The organism is Ligilactobacillus sp. MP3 (assembly GCF_024436335.1).
GTDB lineage: Bacteria > Bacillota > Bacilli > Lactobacillales > Lactobacillaceae > Ligilactobacillus > Ligilactobacillus salivarius.
This window is the reverse complement of the sequence record NZ_JANFQI010000015.1, coordinates 1-19,674: the sequence shown is the minus strand read 5'-3', so window position 1 is coordinate 19,674 and position 19,674 is coordinate 1. Positions and strand designations below refer to the sequence as shown.

The 19,674-nt window shown below is 32.3% G+C and carries 16 protein-coding genes; 12 read left to right on the top strand and 4 right to left on the bottom strand.

All coding sequences use genetic code 11. The features are described from left to right. Positions 1-2: 2 nt before the first annotated feature. The gene (locus tag NOU10_RS08805) at positions 3-1,001 is read right to left on the bottom strand and encodes a LacI family DNA-binding transcriptional regulator (protein ID WP_087448892.1); all 999 of its coding nucleotides are present in this window, start codon (positions 999-1,001) and stop codon (positions 3-5) included. A gap of 171 nt (positions 1,002-1,172) precedes the next feature. On the opposite strand from NOU10_RS08805, the gene NOU10_RS08800 reads away from it, so the two are divergent. From NOU10_RS08800 to NOU10_RS08785, 4 genes are read left to right on the top strand one after another with little or no spacing between them, the layout of a single operon-like run. Beyond that, positions 1,173-2,336, top strand: a complete 1,164-nt coding sequence (locus tag NOU10_RS08800; protein ID WP_003699538.1) for a galactokinase — start codon at positions 1,173-1,175, stop codon at positions 2,334-2,336. 27 nt (positions 2,337-2,363) lie between these two features. Further along, a complete protein-coding gene (gene galE, locus NOU10_RS08795) occupies positions 2,364-3,359 on the top strand; it encodes a UDP-glucose 4-epimerase GalE (RefSeq protein WP_003705758.1) in 996 nt (331 codons plus the stop codon). Positions 3,360-3,377: 18 nt separating this feature from the next. Then, on the top strand, positions 3,378-4,865 hold the full coding sequence (gene galT / locus NOU10_RS08790) for a UDP-glucose--hexose-1-phosphate uridylyltransferase (protein WP_232751348.1): 1,488 nt from the start codon (positions 3,378-3,380) through the stop codon (positions 4,863-4,865). Positions 4,866-4,896: 31 nt separating this feature from the next. Further along, the gene (locus NOU10_RS08785) at positions 4,897-7,092 is read left to right on the top strand and encodes an alpha-galactosidase (protein WP_255906607.1); all 2,196 of its coding nucleotides are present in this window, start codon (positions 4,897-4,899) and stop codon (positions 7,090-7,092) included. A gap of 42 nt (positions 7,093-7,134) precedes the next feature. On the opposite strand, the gene NOU10_RS08780 is transcribed toward NOU10_RS08785, so the two are convergent. The 3 genes from NOU10_RS08780 to NOU10_RS08770 all read right to left on the bottom strand — a co-directional run bounded on the left by NOU10_RS08780 (position 7,135) and on the right by NOU10_RS08770 (position 10,917). Then, positions 7,135-8,175, bottom strand: coding sequence for a MucBP domain-containing protein (locus tag NOU10_RS08780; protein WP_160996438.1), 1,041 nt, complete (start codon positions 8,173-8,175; stop codon positions 7,135-7,137). A 148-nt stretch (positions 8,176-8,323) separates the two neighbouring features. Continuing rightward, a complete protein-coding gene (locus tag NOU10_RS08775) occupies positions 8,324-8,602 on the bottom strand; it encodes a DUF1827 family protein (RefSeq protein WP_160994067.1) in 279 nt (92 codons plus the stop codon). Between the two features lie 122 nt (positions 8,603-8,724). After that, complete coding sequence (locus NOU10_RS08770; RefSeq protein WP_255906606.1) at positions 8,725-10,917, bottom strand: ATP-dependent Clp protease ATP-binding subunit; 2,193 nt, start codon at positions 10,915-10,917, stop codon at positions 8,725-8,727. A gap of 148 nt (positions 10,918-11,065) precedes the next feature. On the opposite strand from NOU10_RS08770, the gene NOU10_RS08765 reads away from it, so the two are divergent. The 8 genes from NOU10_RS08765 to NOU10_RS08730 all read left to right on the top strand — a co-directional run bounded on the left by NOU10_RS08765 (position 11,066) and on the right by NOU10_RS08730 (position 19,471). After that, positions 11,066-11,260, top strand: a complete 195-nt coding sequence (locus NOU10_RS08765) for a hypothetical protein (protein WP_003699525.1) — start codon at positions 11,066-11,068, stop codon at positions 11,258-11,260. 258 nt (positions 11,261-11,518) lie between these two features. Then, positions 11,519-11,785, top strand: coding sequence for a phosphocarrier protein HPr (locus NOU10_RS08760; RefSeq protein ID WP_003699522.1), 267 nt, complete (start codon positions 11,519-11,521; stop codon positions 11,783-11,785). Next, complete coding sequence (gene ptsP, locus NOU10_RS08755; RefSeq protein ID WP_003708316.1) at positions 11,785-13,506, top strand: phosphoenolpyruvate--protein phosphotransferase; 1,722 nt, start codon at positions 11,785-11,787, stop codon at positions 13,504-13,506. The genes NOU10_RS08760 and ptsP overlap by 1 nt, the downstream gene beginning before the upstream one ends. Positions 13,507-13,692: 186 nt before the next feature. Further along, positions 13,693-14,892: a glycosyltransferase family 4 protein gene (locus NOU10_RS08750; RefSeq protein WP_087118615.1), complete on the top strand. Its 1,200-nt coding sequence runs from the start codon at positions 13,693-13,695 to the stop codon at positions 14,890-14,892. A gap of 2 nt (positions 14,893-14,894) precedes the next feature. Beyond that, positions 14,895-15,905: a glycosyltransferase family 4 protein gene (locus tag NOU10_RS08745; RefSeq protein ID WP_160944802.1), complete on the top strand. Its 1,011-nt coding sequence runs from the start codon at positions 14,895-14,897 to the stop codon at positions 15,903-15,905. A 4-nt stretch (positions 15,906-15,909) separates the two neighbouring features. Then, positions 15,910-16,929: a lysylphosphatidylglycerol synthase transmembrane domain-containing protein gene (locus tag NOU10_RS08740; RefSeq protein WP_255906604.1), complete on the top strand. Its 1,020-nt coding sequence runs from the start codon at positions 15,910-15,912 to the stop codon at positions 16,927-16,929. 127 nt (positions 16,930-17,056) lie between these two features. Next, positions 17,057-17,290, top strand: coding sequence for a YkuJ family protein (locus NOU10_RS08735; RefSeq protein ID WP_003699512.1), 234 nt, complete (start codon positions 17,057-17,059; stop codon positions 17,288-17,290). A 111-nt stretch (positions 17,291-17,401) separates the two neighbouring features. Then, positions 17,402-19,471, top strand: coding sequence for an LTA synthase family protein (locus tag NOU10_RS08730; protein WP_081530262.1), 2,070 nt, complete (start codon positions 17,402-17,404; stop codon positions 19,469-19,471). Positions 19,472-19,674 lie beyond the last annotated feature (203 nt).

Below are 19,674 nucleotides of genomic sequence, written 5' to 3'. Positions count from 1 at the left end.
AATTAATTGATAGTGCTATCTCTAAGAACCAATTTTGTTCCTAAGATAACTTTTTTTGCAACGTTAAATGGATGAGCGATGTAATCCAATAGTAAGTTAACGGCTTCAACGCCCATTTCTTCAGTGAATACTTTAATACTACTTAATGATGGGTAAACATATTTAGTAATAGAAGTATCGTTAAAAGAAATGATACTTACTCGATCAGGAATAGAAATCTTTTCTTCTTGAAGCGCTCTGACTGCGCCAATAGCAATAGCATCATTAGCAGCAAAAAATGCTTCTGGAAGGTTATCGCCTAATTCTACGATAGCTTTTTTCATCATTTTGTATCCAGATTCAGGATTAAAACTTCCAACATATACATTTTGATGGTTGTAAAGATTTAAACGACTAAGATAATCTTTAAATATAGTAAAACGTAAATCAATCAAAGTTTGAGAATTATCAGAAGTATGTTCCTCACCTGCTAATAATCCGATGTTTTTTTGACCTTTTTCTAAGAAGTGATCTAAAACAGTGATAACGGAATTTTGGAAATCAGTTACGACACAACTAAAACCATTGCTTAAGGAATCACTGTCAACAAAGATTAAATTAGCATTTAGATTATCAAGTTGTTGTATTTCATTAGTACTATATTTTCCAATTGCAATGATTCCATCGACATTTTGGATTGCATCTAAAGGATCATCGTGGAAAATACGAACAACTTCATATCCCAATTCTTGAGCTCTTTTTTCGATTCCTAGACGAATTGAATAGTAGTACAAGTCTGTTAATTCTTGAGCTTCAGTATACCATTGCACAATGGCTATCTTATTTAAATGTTCTTCTTTATTCTTCTTTTTATGTTTAGAATAATTTAACTTTTCAGCAGTTTTAAAAATTCTTCTTTTAGTCTCATCACCAACAGATAACGATTCATCATAATTTAAAACACGAGAGACGGTTGCTGGTGAAACGCCTGCAAGTTTGGCGATATCTTTAATAGTAGCCATATAACCCCATCTTTCTAAGTAACTTCAATATATATTGTATCATAGATTGATATAATAATAAATTTTTCTCATATTTTTAGTAAATTTTATTGAAAAGTTTACTAAAAAGTACTACAATAAAATTGTTAATAAAACGTTTTCTTTATACGAGATAACGAGGAGGATTCTATTATGGATAAAAAGGTAATTAATGATAAATTTACAGAAATTTTTGGTGAACAAGCTGAAGCTACATTCTTCTCACCAGGACGTATTAATTTAATTGGTGAACATACAGACTATAATGGTGGTCATGTTTTCCCATGTGCAATTAGCTTAGGAACTTATGGTGCTGCTCGTAAACGTGAAGATAATAAATTACGTTTTTATTCCGCTAACTTTGAAGATTTAGGAATTATCGAAACATCACTTGATGATTTAAAGTACGACAAAAAAGACAATTGGGTAAATTATGCTAAAGGGATGATTTATTTCTTAAAGGAAACTGGTCATGATGTTGATAAAGGAATGGACATCTTTATTGAAGGAAATATTCCTAATGGTTCCGGCTTATCTTCATCTGCTTCATTAGAAATGTTAATTGGTGTAATTGCCCAAGAATTATTTAACTTAGATATTGATCGTGTTGACTTAGTTAAGTTAGGAATGGAAACAGAAAATAAATTTATTGGTGTAAATTCTGGTATTATGGATCAATTTGCAGTAGGAATGGGTAAACAAAACCAAGCAATCTTATTAGATACTAATACTCTTGAATATTCATATGCACCAGTAGATATGGGAAATAACGTAATTGTTATTATGAATACAAACAAACGTCGTGAATTAGCTGATTCTAAGTATAATGAACGTCGTAGTGAATGTGAAACTGCAGTAGGTGAATTGCAAGCTAAATTAGATATTAATACTTTAGGTGAACTAGATGCTCAAACTTTTGATGAATATGCTTACTTAATTGAAGACGAAAATCGTTTGAAGAGAGCACGCCATGCTGTATGGGAAAATCAACGTACAATGCAAGCACAAGCTGCATTAGAAGAAGGTGACCTAGAAAAATTCGGTCGCTTAGTAAATGCATCACATGTTTCACTTGAACATGATTATGAAGTTACAGGAATCGAGCTTGATACATTAGCACATACTGCTTGGAAACAAGAAGGTGTACTTGGAGCTCGTATGACTGGTGCTGGTTTTGGTGGTTGTGGTATCGCAATTGTTGATAAAGACAAAGTTGAAGCATTTAAAGAAAATGTGGGTAAGGTTTATACAGAAAAGATAGGTTATGCTCCTGCATTCTATATTGCAGAAATTGCAGATGGAACAAAAGTACTTTAATAAAGAATAATTAATGGAGGGATTTTGATGGCTACTTTAGTTTTAGGTGGAGCTGGATATATTGGTTCACATACAGTGGATAGATTGATAGAGAAGGGTGAAAAAACAATCGTTGTTGATAGTCTGGTGACTGGACATCGTCAAGCGGTTAACAAGGATGCTAAGTTTTATCAAGGAGATATTGCAGATAAAGATTTTATGCGTCAAGTTTTTAAAGAAAACTCTGATATAGATGCGGTCATTCACTTTGCTGCCTATTCTTTAGTAGCAGAGTCCATGAAAAAGCCATTGAAGTATTTTGATAACAATACTGCTGGAATGGTTAAGTTATTAGAAGTAATGAATGAATTTTCAATTGATAAAATTGTTTTTTCATCTACAGCAGCTACTTACGGTATTCCAGAAGAAGTTCCCATTAAGGAAACAACTCCACAAAATCCAATCAATCCATATGGAGAAAGTAAGTTAATGATGGAAAAGATTATGCGTTGGGCTGATAAAGCATATGGAATAAAATTTGTACCATTACGTTACTTTAATGTGGCTGGTGCTAAACCTGATGGATCAATCGGTGAAGATCATATGCCTGAAACTCATCTTTTACCAATTGTGTTACAAGTAGCAATGGGTAAAAGAGATAAGCTACAAATCTTTGGCGATGATTATAATACTCCAGATGGTACTAATATAAGAGATTATGTTCATCCTTTAGATTTGGCAGATGCGCATATTCTAGCGGTAGATTATCTAAAAGCCGGTAATCCAAGTACGGCATTTAACTTAGGTTCGTCTACAGGTTTTTCTAATCGAGAAATTTTAGAAGCTGCAAGAAAGGTTACAAATAAAGAAATCCCAGCTGAAATAGCACCTAGACGTGGTGGAGATCCAGATGTATTAGTGGCTTCTTCTACAAAAGCGCGAGAAGTTTTAGGTTGGAAACCTCAATTTGATGATATTAGTAAGATTATTGAGACAGCGTGGAAGTGGCACACTTTACATCCAGAAGGTTATCAAGATAAGTAAAGAGAGGTTCTGAGAAAGATGGATGATAAATTACTATTAGATACATTTATAAAACAAGTAATTGAACAAGGAAATTATACAGAACTTGATAGGAATTACTTATATAATCGGATTTTGAATTTGGTAGGAGAAGGTGTTGAAAAACTAACAACTACTAAAAATGAAATTATTGATTTAAAAGACGGGCTAGTCGAATATGCTGTCCAACATGGTAAAGTTGGTGAAACTTTGAATGAACAAGATTGTTTAGGCGCAGAGTTGATGAATTTCATTACTCCTTTACCAAGTAAAGTTAATCAAGATTTTTGGCAAACTTACCAACAAAATTCACCAGAAGAAGCTATTCAGAATTTTTATGATTTAAGTAAGCGAAATGACTATATTAAGACAAAAGCTATTGCGAAAAATATTTATTTTCCAGTTGAAACATCATATGGACAATTAGAGATAACAATTAATTTATCGAAGCCTGAGAAGGATCCAAAACAAATTGCTTTGGCTAAAAAGATGAAGGCAAGTGGATACCCTCTATGTCAACTTTGTATGGAAAATGAAGGCTATCAAGGAAGAGTTAATTATCCTGCAAGAGCAAATCATAGAATTATTCGTTTCGATTTAGATGATAAACAATGGGGATTCCAATATTCGCCATATGCTTATTTTAATGAACATTGTATTTTCTTAGATACAATTCATGAACCAATGGAAATCACCAAGCAAACATTCAATAATTTGTTAGGTATTATTGAGCAATTTCCAGGATATTTTGTAGGAAGTAATGCTGATCTGCCAATTGTAGGTGGTTCTATATTAACACATGAACATTATCAAGGTGGACGTCATACTTTCGCGATGGAAAAAGCACCAATAGAAACAGAATTAAAATTTGTAGGTTATGAAGATATACAAGCAGGAATTGTTAAATGGCCAATGTCAGTTATTCGTTTACGTGGAAATTCAAAAGAAGATTTAGTAGATCTAGCTGATAAAATTCTAAAAACTTGGCGTGGGTATTCAGATGAAAAAGTTTCTGTCTTAGCTGAATCTAATGGTGAAAAACATCATACTATTACGCCAATTGCTCGCAAACGAGATGGACAGTTAGAATTAGATTTGGTATTGCGTGATAATCAAACTTCAGAACAATATCCAGATGGTATCTACCATCCTCATCCAGATGTTCAACATATTAAGAAAGAAAATATTGGGTTAATTGAAGTAATGGGATTAGCAATTTTACCTCCTCGTTTGAAAGGTGAACTTCAAGAAGTTGAGAAATACTTATTAGGTCAAGAAAATAAAATGGAAGAATATCATCAAGTGTGGGCTGATGATATTAAACAAAAATATTCAGATATAAATCAAGATAATGTTGATACAATTATTCATCAAGAATTAGGTCGAGTATTTGCTAGAGTGCTAGAAGATGCTGGAGTTTATAAGCATGATGAAACCGGTAGAATGGCATTTAAACGTTTTGTAGAAGAAGTAGGCATTGTGGATTAAAGTAAACTATAGCTAAGGAAGGTTTGGTAAAATGGTAGATTTAATTACAGTAGATAAAGAAAATCGAGTTTTTCATTTGCATAATGAGCAACTTTCATATATTTTTTCAATTGAAGATGGCGATACTATTAGTCATTTATATTTTGGTAAAAGGGTAAAAAGTTATCATGGACAATTACGTTATCCACGAGTAGATAGAGGATTTTCTGGTAATTTACCAGGTAGTTTAGATAGAACCTTTTCCAAAGATACTTTGCCACAAGAATATAGTAGTGCCGGTGAGATGGATTATCGAGTTCCAGCAACAGTAGTGCGTCAAAAAGATGGCTCAAATGGATTAATGCTAAAATATAAGACTTACAAAGTTGAAGAAGGAAAACCTGAATTGACAGGACTTCCAGCAGCTTATGTAGAGTCAGAATCGGAAGCTAATACTTTGATTGTTACGCTAGAAGACGAGAAAAGTGGAGTTTTATTTGACTTACTATATACAATATATCGTGATTATCCAATTATTACACGTTCAGTTAAGGTTAAGAATCTAGGACAAGAAAATGTAAACTTGGAAAAAGTTGCATCCATGCAAATAGATTTCTCTCAACGAGACTTTGATGTAATTAGTTTACCAGGAGCCCATGTAAACGAACGTCATTTAGAAAGACAAAAATTAGGATATGGGATTCAAACATTTGGTAGCATTCGTGGTACTTCTAGTCATCAAATGAATCCGTTTGTTGCTTTGGTTGATAGTAATACTGATGAATTTAATGGTGCTGCGTATGGCTTTGCGTTAGTTTACTCAGGAAACCATGCTTTTGAAATTGAAAAAGATCAACTTGATCAAGTTCGATTATTAGTAGGGATTAATGGTTATAATTTCAATTGGCAATTGCCAGCAGGGGAAAGTTTCCAAACTCCAGAAGTATTAATGACATATACTGATAATGGATTGAATGCTATGAGTAAGGCATTTCATAATATTATCAGAGATAGAATTACACGTTTCAAATATAAATATAAGGAACGCCCAATTCTAGTTAATAATTGGGAAGCTACATATTTTGACTTTGATGAAGATAAATTAAAGCCAATCGTAGACGAAGCCAAGGAACTGGGGATAGAGATGTTTGTATTAGATGATGGATGGTTTGGTCATCGCGATGACGATAATTCATCATTAGGTGATTGGAATGTATATGAGAAAAAATTCCCTCAAGGCTTAAAACATTTTGCAGATTACGTACACAGCAAAGATTTGAAATTTGGTATTTGGTTTGAACCAGAAATGATTTCAATGGATTCGGAATTATATAGAAGCCATCCTGAATATTTGATGCAAGTTCCAGGAAGACAACCAAGTCCATCGCGTAATCAATATATTTTAGATATGACAAGAAAAGATGTCAGAGATGACATAGTTGATCAGGTTTCAACTATTATTGCTGATAATGACATTGATTATGTTAAGTGGGATATGAATCGTAATTTATCTGATATCTATTCACAAAATCTACCTGCAGATAGACAGGGTGAAGTTTATCATCGCTATGTTTTAGGGGTTTATGATATTTTAGAAAGAATAACTAGCAAGTTCCCAGATGTTTTATTTGAAGGCTGCTCTGGCGGTGGTGGACGATTTGATGCAGGCTTTGTTTACTACATGCCACAAAGCTGGACTAGTGATAATACGGACGCGATTGCCAGATTAACTATTCAATATGGTACAAGTTTAGTATATCCACCATCAATGATGACAGCTCATGTGTCTGCAGTTCCAAATCATCAAACTGGTAGAGTGACACCAATCGATACTAGAGGTGCAGTTGCTATGAGTGCAGTCTTTGGTTATGAGTTAGACTTAACAACATTGACAGACGAAGAAAAAGAAATTGTTAAAAAACAAGTAAATCAATACAAGGGTATTAGAAAATTAGTCCAATATGGAGATTTCTATCGTTTACAATCTTCTAAAGATGGTAATAAAACAGCTTGGATGTTTGTAAGCCCTCAAAAAGATGAAGCAGTAGTAATGGTATGTAAAGTTTTAGCAGAAGCTCAACCTGTATTAACGAAAACTAAATTATATGGATTAGATACCAATAGGAACTACCGTGATGTTGAAACTAATAAGGTTTATGGTGGCGATGAATTAATGGAATTAGGATTCTATGATCCTATTATCCGTAATGACTATGCTGCTACAATGTATCATTTTAAAGCTGAATAAATAAAAAAAGAGATGTAAGTTGAATTTCAACTACATCTCTTTTTAAAATTGTAGATATTCCCAAATTGTCCAACCTAGACCATCAACTTCAAACCAAAGCATACGACCGACACGGTTACGAGCAGTTATGAGCACAGTTTTTCCATTTTCTATCTCATTAATTTTTTTACCGAATGGTCGATCATAAAGAGCAAGTTTTTGGTTAGGTACAAAGTTAATTTCAGCAGTAACAGATAATTTAACTGGTTCAGGAATACTTAGTTCAGGATCATCCTGGATAGGAGCGATCTTTAATGTATCTGATAAAGTATATGGATTGTTTTCTAGTAATTCCATACGTTGTTCATCAAATTTAACCCAGGCATTTCCGCCAATGTTATACCACCAATCATTATTGATAAGCTGAATAGACTCAAATGTTTGCCAAACAGTATCTGGAGCAAGTGTGACAGATATATCATGTCCTTCGGGTTCTGTATAACTTAAACAATAAGAATTGATACGAAGATAATGCACATTATGATCAACAATTTTCCAACGTGATTTACGATAATAGTATGTGACTAATTGTTGTTTATCTGAGAAGACACCACGAGTAGGACCAACAGCTTTTTGTAGTGAATAGTCAGGGATGGTAGGGGCATTTAATTCAAAACGTTCCCCAAAATCTCCTCGGATAAAGACAGGACGCATCAGTAACTTTTGCTTATCAATATCTTGTGAAAATAGCCAAACATCAGCCCCTTGATGTTTACGATAGGTAAGAGTTACAGAACCATATGGATCAACAAAGGCACTGGTAAATCCTGAAATATTAATTAAGTCATAGTTGGGAAATTCTTTGAATCTTAAATGAAGTTCTTCGCCAATATATCCAGAAATAATTTGTGGAGTAGTCAGACTTTGACCACGATCGTCTTGATATATGATGATTAAAGTAGCGTTATGTCCAACTTTAGTGATAGGTTCTTTATTTTTATCTGAGAGATCACTTTTTTCAACTGTGGATATATCATTTTTTTGTTTTGTTTCATTATTTTTATTAAACTTCATCAAGTTTTTTACTGAGTCTAAGAATGCCATTATTTCACCTCATTTCATGAAGAACTATTATCTTCTATTATATCATTAAAATAAACAAGATTTTAAATGAATTTGTGAAATAATAAAAGCCCGACAAATTTGATGTAAAATATCAATCTGGGGCTAATAAGTAGTAGTTATATATGAATTAGTTATTAACGATGATTTCAACTAAACTCTTTTGTTTAGTAATCTCTATATTTTTAGCGTCATTCTTCAAAAGTTTTTCAACAACAAAATTTATTTCTTTGTCAGTTATTCCACGTAATTTATTTGAAATTACAATTTCAGAAAATCCATGCTTTTTCTTATATACAACACGTGAATTTCCTAAAGTATAAACTTTAATGAAGTGGACAGGGGTGGCTGCTAATTCACGTTGAATGTCTTTAGCATGACTAGCAGTTACATCAACTAAATGCATCATAATAATCACCGAACCTTTCCTGTATCTCTAATTATATTATAGCTAAATATATTAATTTTATCAAAAATATTGAATAAAAAAGCATAAAAAAAGAGAGTTAAAAAGTTAACTCTCTTAAGAAATTAATCTTCATTTTTTTCAGACTTAGATTTAATTACGATATCACCATTATCATCTAAATCAGCAACAAAATTTTGGACATTTGGATTATCAAGATAAAAATCAGCAATTTTATCTTCAATTTGTTCTTGAATTACACGACGAAGTGGTCTAGCACCCATCTTAGGATCATAACCTAATTCTGCAAGTTTATCTGCGACCTTATCACTAACATCAATATGCATATTTTGATCAGCCATCATTTTATTAACATCATCTAGCATTAAGCGAACAATTTTGACTAAATCATCTTTAGACAATGGATTAAATTCAATGATATCATCAAAACGATTTAAGAATTCAGGTTTAAAGTATTTGGTTAATTTATCAATAACTGAATGAGATGAACCATTTGCTTCAGCTCCAAAACCAACTGATACTACAGAATCGCCACTACCAGCATTACTTGTCATAATGATGATAGTATCTTTAAATGAAACTGTTCTTCCTTGAGAATCAGTTAGACGTCCATCATCAAGAATTTGTAAGAACATATGCATTACATCAGGATGAGCTTTTTCAACTTCATCAAGCAAAATTAAGCTATAAGGATGACGGCGAACTTGTTCAGTTAATTGACCAGCTTCTTCATAGCCAACATATCCAGGAGGAGAACCAATTAATTTAGAAACTGAGAATTTCTCCATGTATTCACTCATGTCAAATCGAATCATTGAGTCTTCAGTACCAAATAACTCGCGGGCTAATTGCTTAGCTGTTTCAGTTTTACCTACACCAGTAGGACCAACGAATAAGAATGAACCAATTGGACGTCCTGATTTATTGAAACCTATACGATTTCTTCGAATTGAACGAGCAACCTTATCTACAGCTTCATCTTGACCAATAACATGTTTTTCAAGTGAAGAGCCTAAATCACGAAGTTGTTCTTTTTCCTTAGTTTTTAATTCACCAACAGGAATGTTAGTTTTTTCTTCTATAATACGTTCCATATCTTTTTCGGTAACAACTGGAGTATCTTCATCTGAAGCATTGTCTTTCATCTTTTCAAAACGTGATACTTGGTCACGATAGTAAGCTGCTTTTTCATAATTTTCTTCTTTTAGTGCAGCTTGTTTTTGATTTTCGGCATTCTTAATGCGTTCTTCAATAATTTTTGGATCAGTTGCATGAATTGTTAAATTCTTACGAGATCCAGATTCATCTAATAAATCAATTGCTTTATCAGGTAAGAATCTATCTTGAATATATCTATTAGATAAAGTTACAGCAGCCTTTAAAGCTTCATCAGTATATTTTACATGATGATAAGCTTCATATTTATTACGAATACCATTTAGAATTTTAATAGTTTCCTCGACACTAGGTTCATCAACTTGAACTGGTTGAAGACGACGAGCGAGCGCTGCATCTTTTTCAATTGTTCTGAATTCATTTAGGGTAGTAGCACCGACTAATTGGAATTCTCCACGAGCAAGAGATGGCTTGAGTACATTCCCAGCATCCATTCCGCCTTCTGCATTACCAGCACCAACAATTTCATGAATTTCATCAATAAATAAGATTACATCTTTTTGTTGTTTCAATTCTTTCATTAGTTGTTGCATTCTTTGTTCGAATTGTCCGCGGATACCTGTTCCTTGTACTAAAGAAACAACATCTAGACGAATAACTTTTTTTCCGATTAGTTTTTGAGGAACATCGCCATTAACAATTTTTTGGGCGAGTCCTTCAACAACAGCAGTTTTACCAACACCAGCTTCACCAATTAAAACAGGATTATTTTTAGTACGTCTATTTAGAATTTCAATTACTCTGGCTATTTCTTTATCACGTCCAATAACTGGATCGATTTGACCATTTTTTGCTTCTTCTGTTAAATCTAATCCATATTGTCCCAGAATAGAGGAATCACCATTACGATTACCGTTATTTCCACCTATGCGACCACTTTGTGTAGGTGGCTCTTGAGACATACTTTGTTGGTTAGAAAAATTAGGATTAGATATAGCTCTGAAAATATCATCTAAACTACCAAAACCAAATGGATCTTGTCCGATATTATTAAAGCCGTTAGCTTCATTTTTGATTTCTTGGTAACAATTTTGACAAAGATCAATAGAGGTTTGGCGACCGTTTAAATTAGTTGTTAAGTGAATTGTCGCAGGATTTTTATGACAATTTTGACATAACATAGATTTTCACGACCTTTCTATCAACATATCAAAGTTATTTTGACCAACTTTGACCTTAATGACTTCATTATACAATGTTAGGTATAAAGTTCAAGTATAAAGACTTGAATAAAATATATGTTATAATTTTGTGCGCGAGGTGATTTTTATGGAAAAAGATTATACTGCATTGTTAGACGAACTTAGAGAAGGAACACTAGATAAGTTAGAAATAAATACAGAAGAATTCATGGATTTTCAAAAAGCTTTTATGAATTATAGTCATAGAAAGAATATTGTTGGAACAGCTAAACGAGGTGGGGGAGCTACCTATATTTATAGTAAGGAATCCAAATTAATTTAGTATTAATTGTGTTTTGTGCATGATAATGATTTTAGCAAGTATATTTTAAGTATAAATCAGTAAAGATAGTTATTTAACAGTAAAAATACCTAAAAAATATGTATAAATTTAAAATGAAGTAAGTCTTGTCTTACTAAGGTTTTCATGTTATTATCATAGTATCGAGATTGTTATCGTTTGCATATCGTTAATGTAAACGTGTTCTTAACAAGACTCTTAATCACATATATTTACTTATTCAAAGGAGATTGATTAATAATGGAAAAGAAAGAATTTCACGTAATCGCAGAAACAGGTATTCACGCACGTCCAGCTACATTGTTGGTACAAGCAGCAAGCAAATTTAACTCAGATGTAACATTGGAATACAATGGCAAGTCTGTAAACTTGAAGTCTATTATGGGTGTTATGTCCTTAGGTGTAGGCCAAAATGCTGATGTTGTAATTTCTGCAGACGGTGCAGATGAAGCAGAAGCAATTGCTGCTATTGAAGAAACAATGAAAAAGGAAGGTTTAGCTGAATAATGACTAAGGTTTTAAACGGTATCGCAGCTAGCGATGGTATTGCAGCTGCTAAAGCTTACATGCTCGTTCAACCTGATTTATCATTTGAAGAAAAAACTATTGATAATCCAGATGCTGAAATCGAACGTTTAAGTGCAGCTGTTGAAACTTCCAAACAAGAACTTGAAGTCATTAAGCAAAAAGCTACTGAAAATCTAGGTGCTGAAGAAGCACAAGTTTTTGAAGCTCATTTGACAATTTTATCTGATCCAGAATTATTTGGACAAATTAACGATAAAATTAAAAATGACAAAGTAAATGCTGAAGCTGCTTTGAAGAGTGTAACTGATATGTTCATTCAAATGTTCGAAGCAATGGAAGATAATGCTTATATGCAAGAACGTGCTGGTGATATTCGCGATGTTACTAAGCGTGTTATGGGTCACTTGTTGGGAGTATCTATCCCTAATCCTGCATTAATTAATGAAGAAGTAGTTATTGTTGCTCATGACTTAACTCCTTCCGATACAGCTCAGTTGGATCGTAATTTTGTTAAGGGATTTATCACAGATATTGGCGGACGTACTTCTCACTCTGCTATCATGTCTCGTACATTAGAAATTCCTGCAGTTGTAGGTTCTGGTAATGCTACAAGTGAAATTTCTGAAGGTCAAATGGTTATTATTGATGGTTTAGATGGACAAGCACTAGTAGAACCAACTGACGAAGAATTAGAAGATTACAAAGCTAGAGCTAAGGCTTTTGCTGATCAAAAAGCAGAATGGAAGTTATTGAAGGATGCTAAGTCAGTTACAGCAGATGGTAAAGAAGTTAAATTAGCTGCAAACATTGGTACACCTAAGGATGTTGAAGGTGCAAATGATAATGGTGCAGAAGCAGTCGGATTATTCCGTTCTGAATTTCTTTACATGGATGCTTCCGAATTGCCATCTGAAGAAGATCAATTTAAAGCATATAAAGCTGCTGTTGAAGGTATGAATGGTAAGCAAGTTGTTGTTCGTACAATGGATATTGGTGGAGATAAGGAATTACCATACCTTCCATTACCAGAAGAACAAAATCCTTTCTTAGGATATAGAGCTATTCGTATTTCTTTAGATCGCCAAGATATTTTCCGCACACAATTAAGAGCTTTATTGCGTGCATCCCATTATGGTAGTTTAGCTATCATGTTCCCAATGATTGCTACTGTCCAAGAATTTAAGGACGCAAAAGCTATCTTTGAAGAAGAAAAAGCAAAACTTGTTGCAGATGGTGTTCCAGTATCTGATGATATCGAAGTAGGTATGATGATGGAAGTTCCAGCTGCTGCAATGGTTGCAGATAAGTTGGCTAAGTATGTTGACTTCTTTAGTATTGGAACGAACGACTTAATTGGTTATTCTATGGCTGCTGACCGTGGTAATGAAAAGATTTCATACCTATACCAACCATATAATCCTTCAATTTTGAGATTGATCAAGAACACAATTGAAGCATCACACAAGGAAGGTAAATGGACTGGTATGTGTGGTGAAATGGCTGGAGATCAAGTTGCTGTTCCTATCTTATTAGGATTAGGTTTAGATGAATTCTCAATGAGTGCTACTTCAATTTTGAAGACACGTAGTTTGTTGAAGACACTAGATTCTAAGAAGATGGAAGAATTAGCTGATAAAGCAGTTAATGATTGCGAAACAGCTGATGAAGTTGTAGAACTTGTAAATCAATACACAAAATAATCTAGTATAATTTATATGAAAGGCTTGAGAGGGGAATACCTTCTTGAGCTTTTTTATTTGTAAATTATTTGTAAATTATTTGTAAAATTTGGGATATTTGTTGATCAAATTATGGGTTTTAATTGCAATGGTTTTGTTAAAAACATATAATTAACAATGACTATAAAATGACAGAGGGGGATATATGTGAATATCGGAATATTTACGGATACTTACTATCCGCAAGTAAGTGGTGTTGCGACCTCTATCAAAACGTTACGAGAACAATTAGAGAAACAGGGACACACAGCATATATTTTTACGACAACTGATCCTAATGTTGATAAAAGTATTTATGAGCGTAATATTTTTCGCTTTTCAAGTATTCCATTCATCTCATTTACAGATAGACGTATTGCTGTAAGGGGACTTTTTCATGCTTATCAAGTAGCTAAAGAATTAAATTTAGATATTATTCATACTCAAACAGAATTTTCAATGGGATTAATTGGAAAGTTTGTTGCTAAAAATTTGAAAATTCCATGCATACATACTTATCATACAATGTATGAGGACTATCTACATTATGTGGCTAAAGGAAGATTATTAAAGCCTTATCACGTTAAACAAATGTCTAAATCTTTTTGTTACCACATGTCGGGAATAGTAGCACCTAGCTTAAGAGTTAAAGAGACATTAGAACGATATGGAATTGATGAACCTATTGAAATAATTCCAACTGGAGTAGATATCTCTAAATTTTCTAAAAGTACGAATGAAAATATTAGGGAAAAATATAAAATAAATCCAGAGCAACCTTTACTACTAACTTTGAGTAGATTGGCTTTTGAAAAAAATATAGATAAGTTACTAAATGCTATGCCCGATATTTTAGCTAGAGTTCCAGCAACTAAGTTGATGATTTGTGGTGATGGACCTGCTAGGGAGAGTTTAGTACAACAGGTATCTGATATGAATTTAACTGATAGCGTTATTTTTACTGGAGAAATTAACAATGATGAAGTAGGTAGCTACTATAAGGCAGCTGATGTTTTCGTTTCAACTTCAGTATCAGAGTCACAAGGATTGACCTATATAGAAGCAATCGCTTCAGGCACAAAAGTAATTACTACTCATAGTCCATATACAGATTCAATTTTGACAGATGCAAGTATAGGTATGACTTTTACAGGTGAAGATGAATTGGTTAACAAGGTTGTTGATTATCTATTAAATGGTGAAAAATATAATGATTCTAAACCGAGAGAAGAATTGTTGAATAGTATTTCTGCAGATAATTTTGGGAGAAAAGTTGTTTCTTTTTATGAAAAATGCATGCTAGATTTTGATATGAAAAAGAAATTAAGATTTAATTCTGATGAGCTGAACAAAGCGAAAGGAAGATAATTTTGATAAAGATAGGGATGTTTTCTTCGGCAACTAAGGTTAAAGGACAAGGTGTTGGAAGTGCATATACAGAGTTAATAAATTTATTAAAAAAATATTATTCACAAGAACTTAATATAGAGATTAATAAATTTAACCGTGTAAATATTAGTCATTATCACACTATTGATCCGCAATTTTATTTATCTACTTTTCTTCCGGGAAGAGGCTGCAAAATTGGATATGTACATTTTTTGCCGGAAACGATAGATGGAAGTTTAAAATTGCCTTGGTTGGCGAAAAAAGTTTTTTTTAAGTATATAATTTCTTTTTATAAAAGAATGGATCAGCTAGTAGTTGTTAATCCATCATTTATTGAGAAATTGACGGCTTATGGAATAAAGAGAGAAAAGATAACTTATATACCTAATTTTGTATCCAGTGATACTTTTTATAAAATTTCAGATTCAAAAGAGAATTTGAGAAAGAAATTGAATTTAGATAATAAATTTACAATAGTTGGTGTAGGACAAGTACAAGAACGTAAGGGAGTACCTGACTTTGTAAAATTAGCTAAGCTAAATCCTGGAATACAGTTTGTTTGGGTAGGTGGATTTTCTTTTGGAGCTATTACTGATGGATATGACGAACTAAAAAAAGTTATAAAGAACCCTCCTGCAAATTTGAAATTTCCGGGAATAGTTGATAGGAATAAAATGAATGAGTATTATAATGCTGCTGATTTATTTTTGCTTCCTTCATACAATGAATTGTTTCCAATGAGTGTATTAGAAGCATTTAGTGCAGGTCTGCCAGTTATGTTACGTGATTTAGATTTATATTATTCAATCATTGATGGTTACTACGAACCGGCTAAGGATGTAAATGATATGAATAAAAAAATTATCAATTTATCGCAAGATAGAAAAAAATTAGAAAAATTGGAAGAAAAGTCTAAAAAAGCTGCAGAATATTATTCTGAAAGAAGACTAGCAAAAATATGGCTAGCTTATTATCAAAAGTTTAGTAGGTAAGATTATGACAAGAAAAAATAGAATAGTGTTATTCATAATGTTTGGTATAGGAATAGCGATTTTTTTATTCTCTTTACGAAAAATATCTTTTCGTAGTTTCGTACATGATGTTACCACCTTAAATTTGTGGTGGTTAGGAATAGCATTTTTGTGTATGTTTCTTTCTTTAGTATTTGAAGCGTTAGTCATAAAAATACTAGTTCAAAGGCAGATTAAAAGTTATCCTTTTTTTGATGCATTACGAGTGCCAATGTTAGAGCAACTATTTAATGGAATAACACCTTTTTCAACAGGGGGACAACCGGCACAATTATTTGCATTAATGCAATCAGGTTTAGATGCTGGGCGTGCAACATCAAGTACATTGATGAAATTTATTGTTTATCAAGCTATGATAGTTGTTAACTTTGTATTGTGTTTATTAATAGGTTTTAATTTTATTCAAGAAAAAATACATGCGCTAACGTGGCTGGTAGTATTTGGCTTTATTATCCATCTAGCTGTTATCGTTAGTTTGCTAATGGTGATGTATTGGTACGATTTTACCAAGAAGTTTATAAAAGTAACATTATTACCAATAAAATGGATATTTAATGATAAAAAATATCAAAATTGGAATAAAGTAGTTGATGAGAAAATTGATAATTTCTATGAAGAGAGTTTAAAGTTGAAATCTAATTGGAAATTATTATTAAAAATAAGTGCAATAACTTTTATACAGCTAGCTGTATATTATATTATTCCATATTTCATCCTATTATCATTAGGCGTGACACATGTTAACGTCATTATGGTAATTTCTATGCATGTTTTGATAGTTATGGTTGTGTCTTTATTCCCAATACCTGGAGGAGCTGGAGGAGCTGAATATAGCTTTTCGGTAATCTTTAGTAGTTTTATCGGCACTGGAAGTAAGTTAGTTTTAGCAATGCTTTTATGGAGAATAGTTACTTATTATTTTGGAATGTTGAGTGGCTTGATAGCAATGTTAATCCAACCTAAACGAATTGTAACGAAAAAATAGATTGTATAGAAAAGGGAAATTTTTAATAAAATCTAATGTAAAAATATGGTAAACATGATATTATCATGTTTGTATATTATAAGTATTGCAATAACGATTATTGTTTAAAGAAAAGAGGCTGTAATTTATGGAAAATTCACAACTTGTAGCGATTATCACACGTCTTGATGCTATGGCTAAAAGTGATAGCGATGAAGTTCAAGTTAGACGTTTTGAAAAAAATGGCTCTGAACGTGGTCAAGTAGCATATGATCCAACTACAAATACTTACACTCTTGAAGAGATGCAGACACATCAAAAGTTTGAATTTGATGATATTGATCTAGCAGCTATTGAAATTTTTGATTTGTTGGATGATTAGTCTTAACTTTAATTTGTTAAGTAATTATGAAGGATGGCTTACTATTATTTAAATAGGCCATCTTTTCTATTATAATCGTTTTGTATTAATCTGTTATGGAGGCAAAAAGAGATGCGATTAGCATTAAGAAAAATTCGAAATGGATTGAGTACACGAATAGGTTTCTTTACATTAACGCTTTTCCTTTTTTGGATGAAGACTTATATCGTATACAATACTAAATTCACTTTGGGAGTATCGGATGGAATGCAAGAATTCTTGTTAGCTTTGAATCCGATACCGGCAGGATTATTATTATTTGGAATAGCACTTTATTTCAGAGGTAGAAAATCTTATTGGATTATGATAGTCATTAATCTGCTACAATCGTTATGGTTGTTTGCCAATATTTTATACTATCGAGAATTTTCAGATTTTCTATCGATGAGTATCATAAAATCATCGGGTTCTGTTTCAAATAACTTAAGTTTAAGTATTAGTCAGATTATACATGGAACAGACTTTTTAGTATTTTTAGATGTAATTATTTTAGCCCTATTGGTGATTTTCAAAGTAATCAAACCTGATTTGAGCCCTGTGAAAATTTGGAGACCTATAATAATTACGGTGTCTTCACTAGTTTTATTTGCTATTAATTTAGGTTTAGCCGAGAAAGACCGTTCGCAACTATTAACAAGAACATTTGATAATAATTACATTGTTAAGTACTTAGGTTTAGACTTCTTTGCGGGTTACAGTACATATCAAGCTCATCAAGAATCTGCAACTAGAGCTAATGCTAGCAAGAAAGACCTAGATGAAATTCTGAAGAAAATTAATAAAAATAGAACATCTCCTAATATTGAGTATTATGGAAAGGCTAAAGGAAAGAACGTGTTTATTTTCCATTTAGAAAGTTTCCAACAATTTATGATTGATTATAAAGTTAATGGTGAAGAAGTAACACCAAATATAAATAAGTTTTATCATGATTCTAATACATTAGCATTTGATAATTTCTTTAATCAAGTAGGACAGGGTAAGACTTCTGACGCAGAAACTATGTTAGAGAATTCATTATATGGATTACCATCAGGTTCGGCTATGACAAGTTATGGAGCAGGAAATACATTCCAAGCATTGCCAGCAATGTTAGATCAAAGAGGATATACTACAGCTGCATTTCATGGAGACGTAGGAAGTTTCTGGAATAGAGATAATACCTATAAGTCTTGGGGATATCAATATTTCTTTAGTAAAGACTACTATAAGAGTAAGAAAGATTATAATATAGGTTATGGATTAAAAGACAAGATTTTCTTAAAACAATCTGTAAAATATATTGAACAATTGCCACAACCTTTTTATGCAAAAATCATTACTCTAACAAACCATTATCCATATGAATTGGATAAAAAGAATCAATCAATTGCGAAAACAACAACAGGAGATGCAACTGTTGATGGTTATGTCCAAACTGCACGCTACCTCGATCAGTCATTTGAAGAATTTATTAATTATTTGAAAAAGGCTGGATTATATGATAATTCAATGATTGTTGTATATGGTGATCATTATGGTATCTCAAATAACCATAAAAAAGCAATTGCGCAATTATTGGGTAAAAAGAAAGTAACTAGTTATGATTTGGCTATGTTCCAAAAAGTTCCATTCATGATCCACTTAAATGGATTGAAAGGTGGCATTAATCATACATATGGTGGAGAAATTGATGTAATGCCTACGTTAATGGACTTACTAGGAATAAAAGATACAGGAACTGTTCAACTTGGACAAGATTTGTTATCAAATAATAGAAGTCAGACAGTTGCGTTTAGAAATGGTGACTTTGTATCTCCTGTTTATAGTAAAATTGGAAGCAAAGTTTATAATAATAATGGTGAAGTTGTAAATTCTAAGTTAACTTCTAAGGAGTCTAAGGAAGTTGAAAAGCAACAAGATGAAGTAGACAGTGAGTTGAATATGTCTGATAAGATAATAACAGGTGATTTACTGAGATTCTACAATTTGGAAGGCTTTAAGAAAGTAGACAAGTCACAATATACTTATAAGAAGAGTGTAGCCTTGAAGGAATTGAAAGAAGCACAGAAGAAAAAGAAAACAAGTTTATTAACAAAGAATAATGGTAAATCGACAGAGGATATGTTCTCAACTGATGCTCCAGAACTAAAAGAGAAATAATATAAATACTGTTAAGTGTCGTAAGAGATACTTAACAGTATTTTTTTGTAAAAAAATAATTGACTCTTAAAAATAAGTTTGCTATTATATTACTTGTCGCTGATTTAGAAAGTGATAAAAAATATTAAATGAAAAAGTTATTGACAAATATATGACAACTTGATATGATATAAAAGTTGTCAGTTGTTGATAGCTGATAAGTA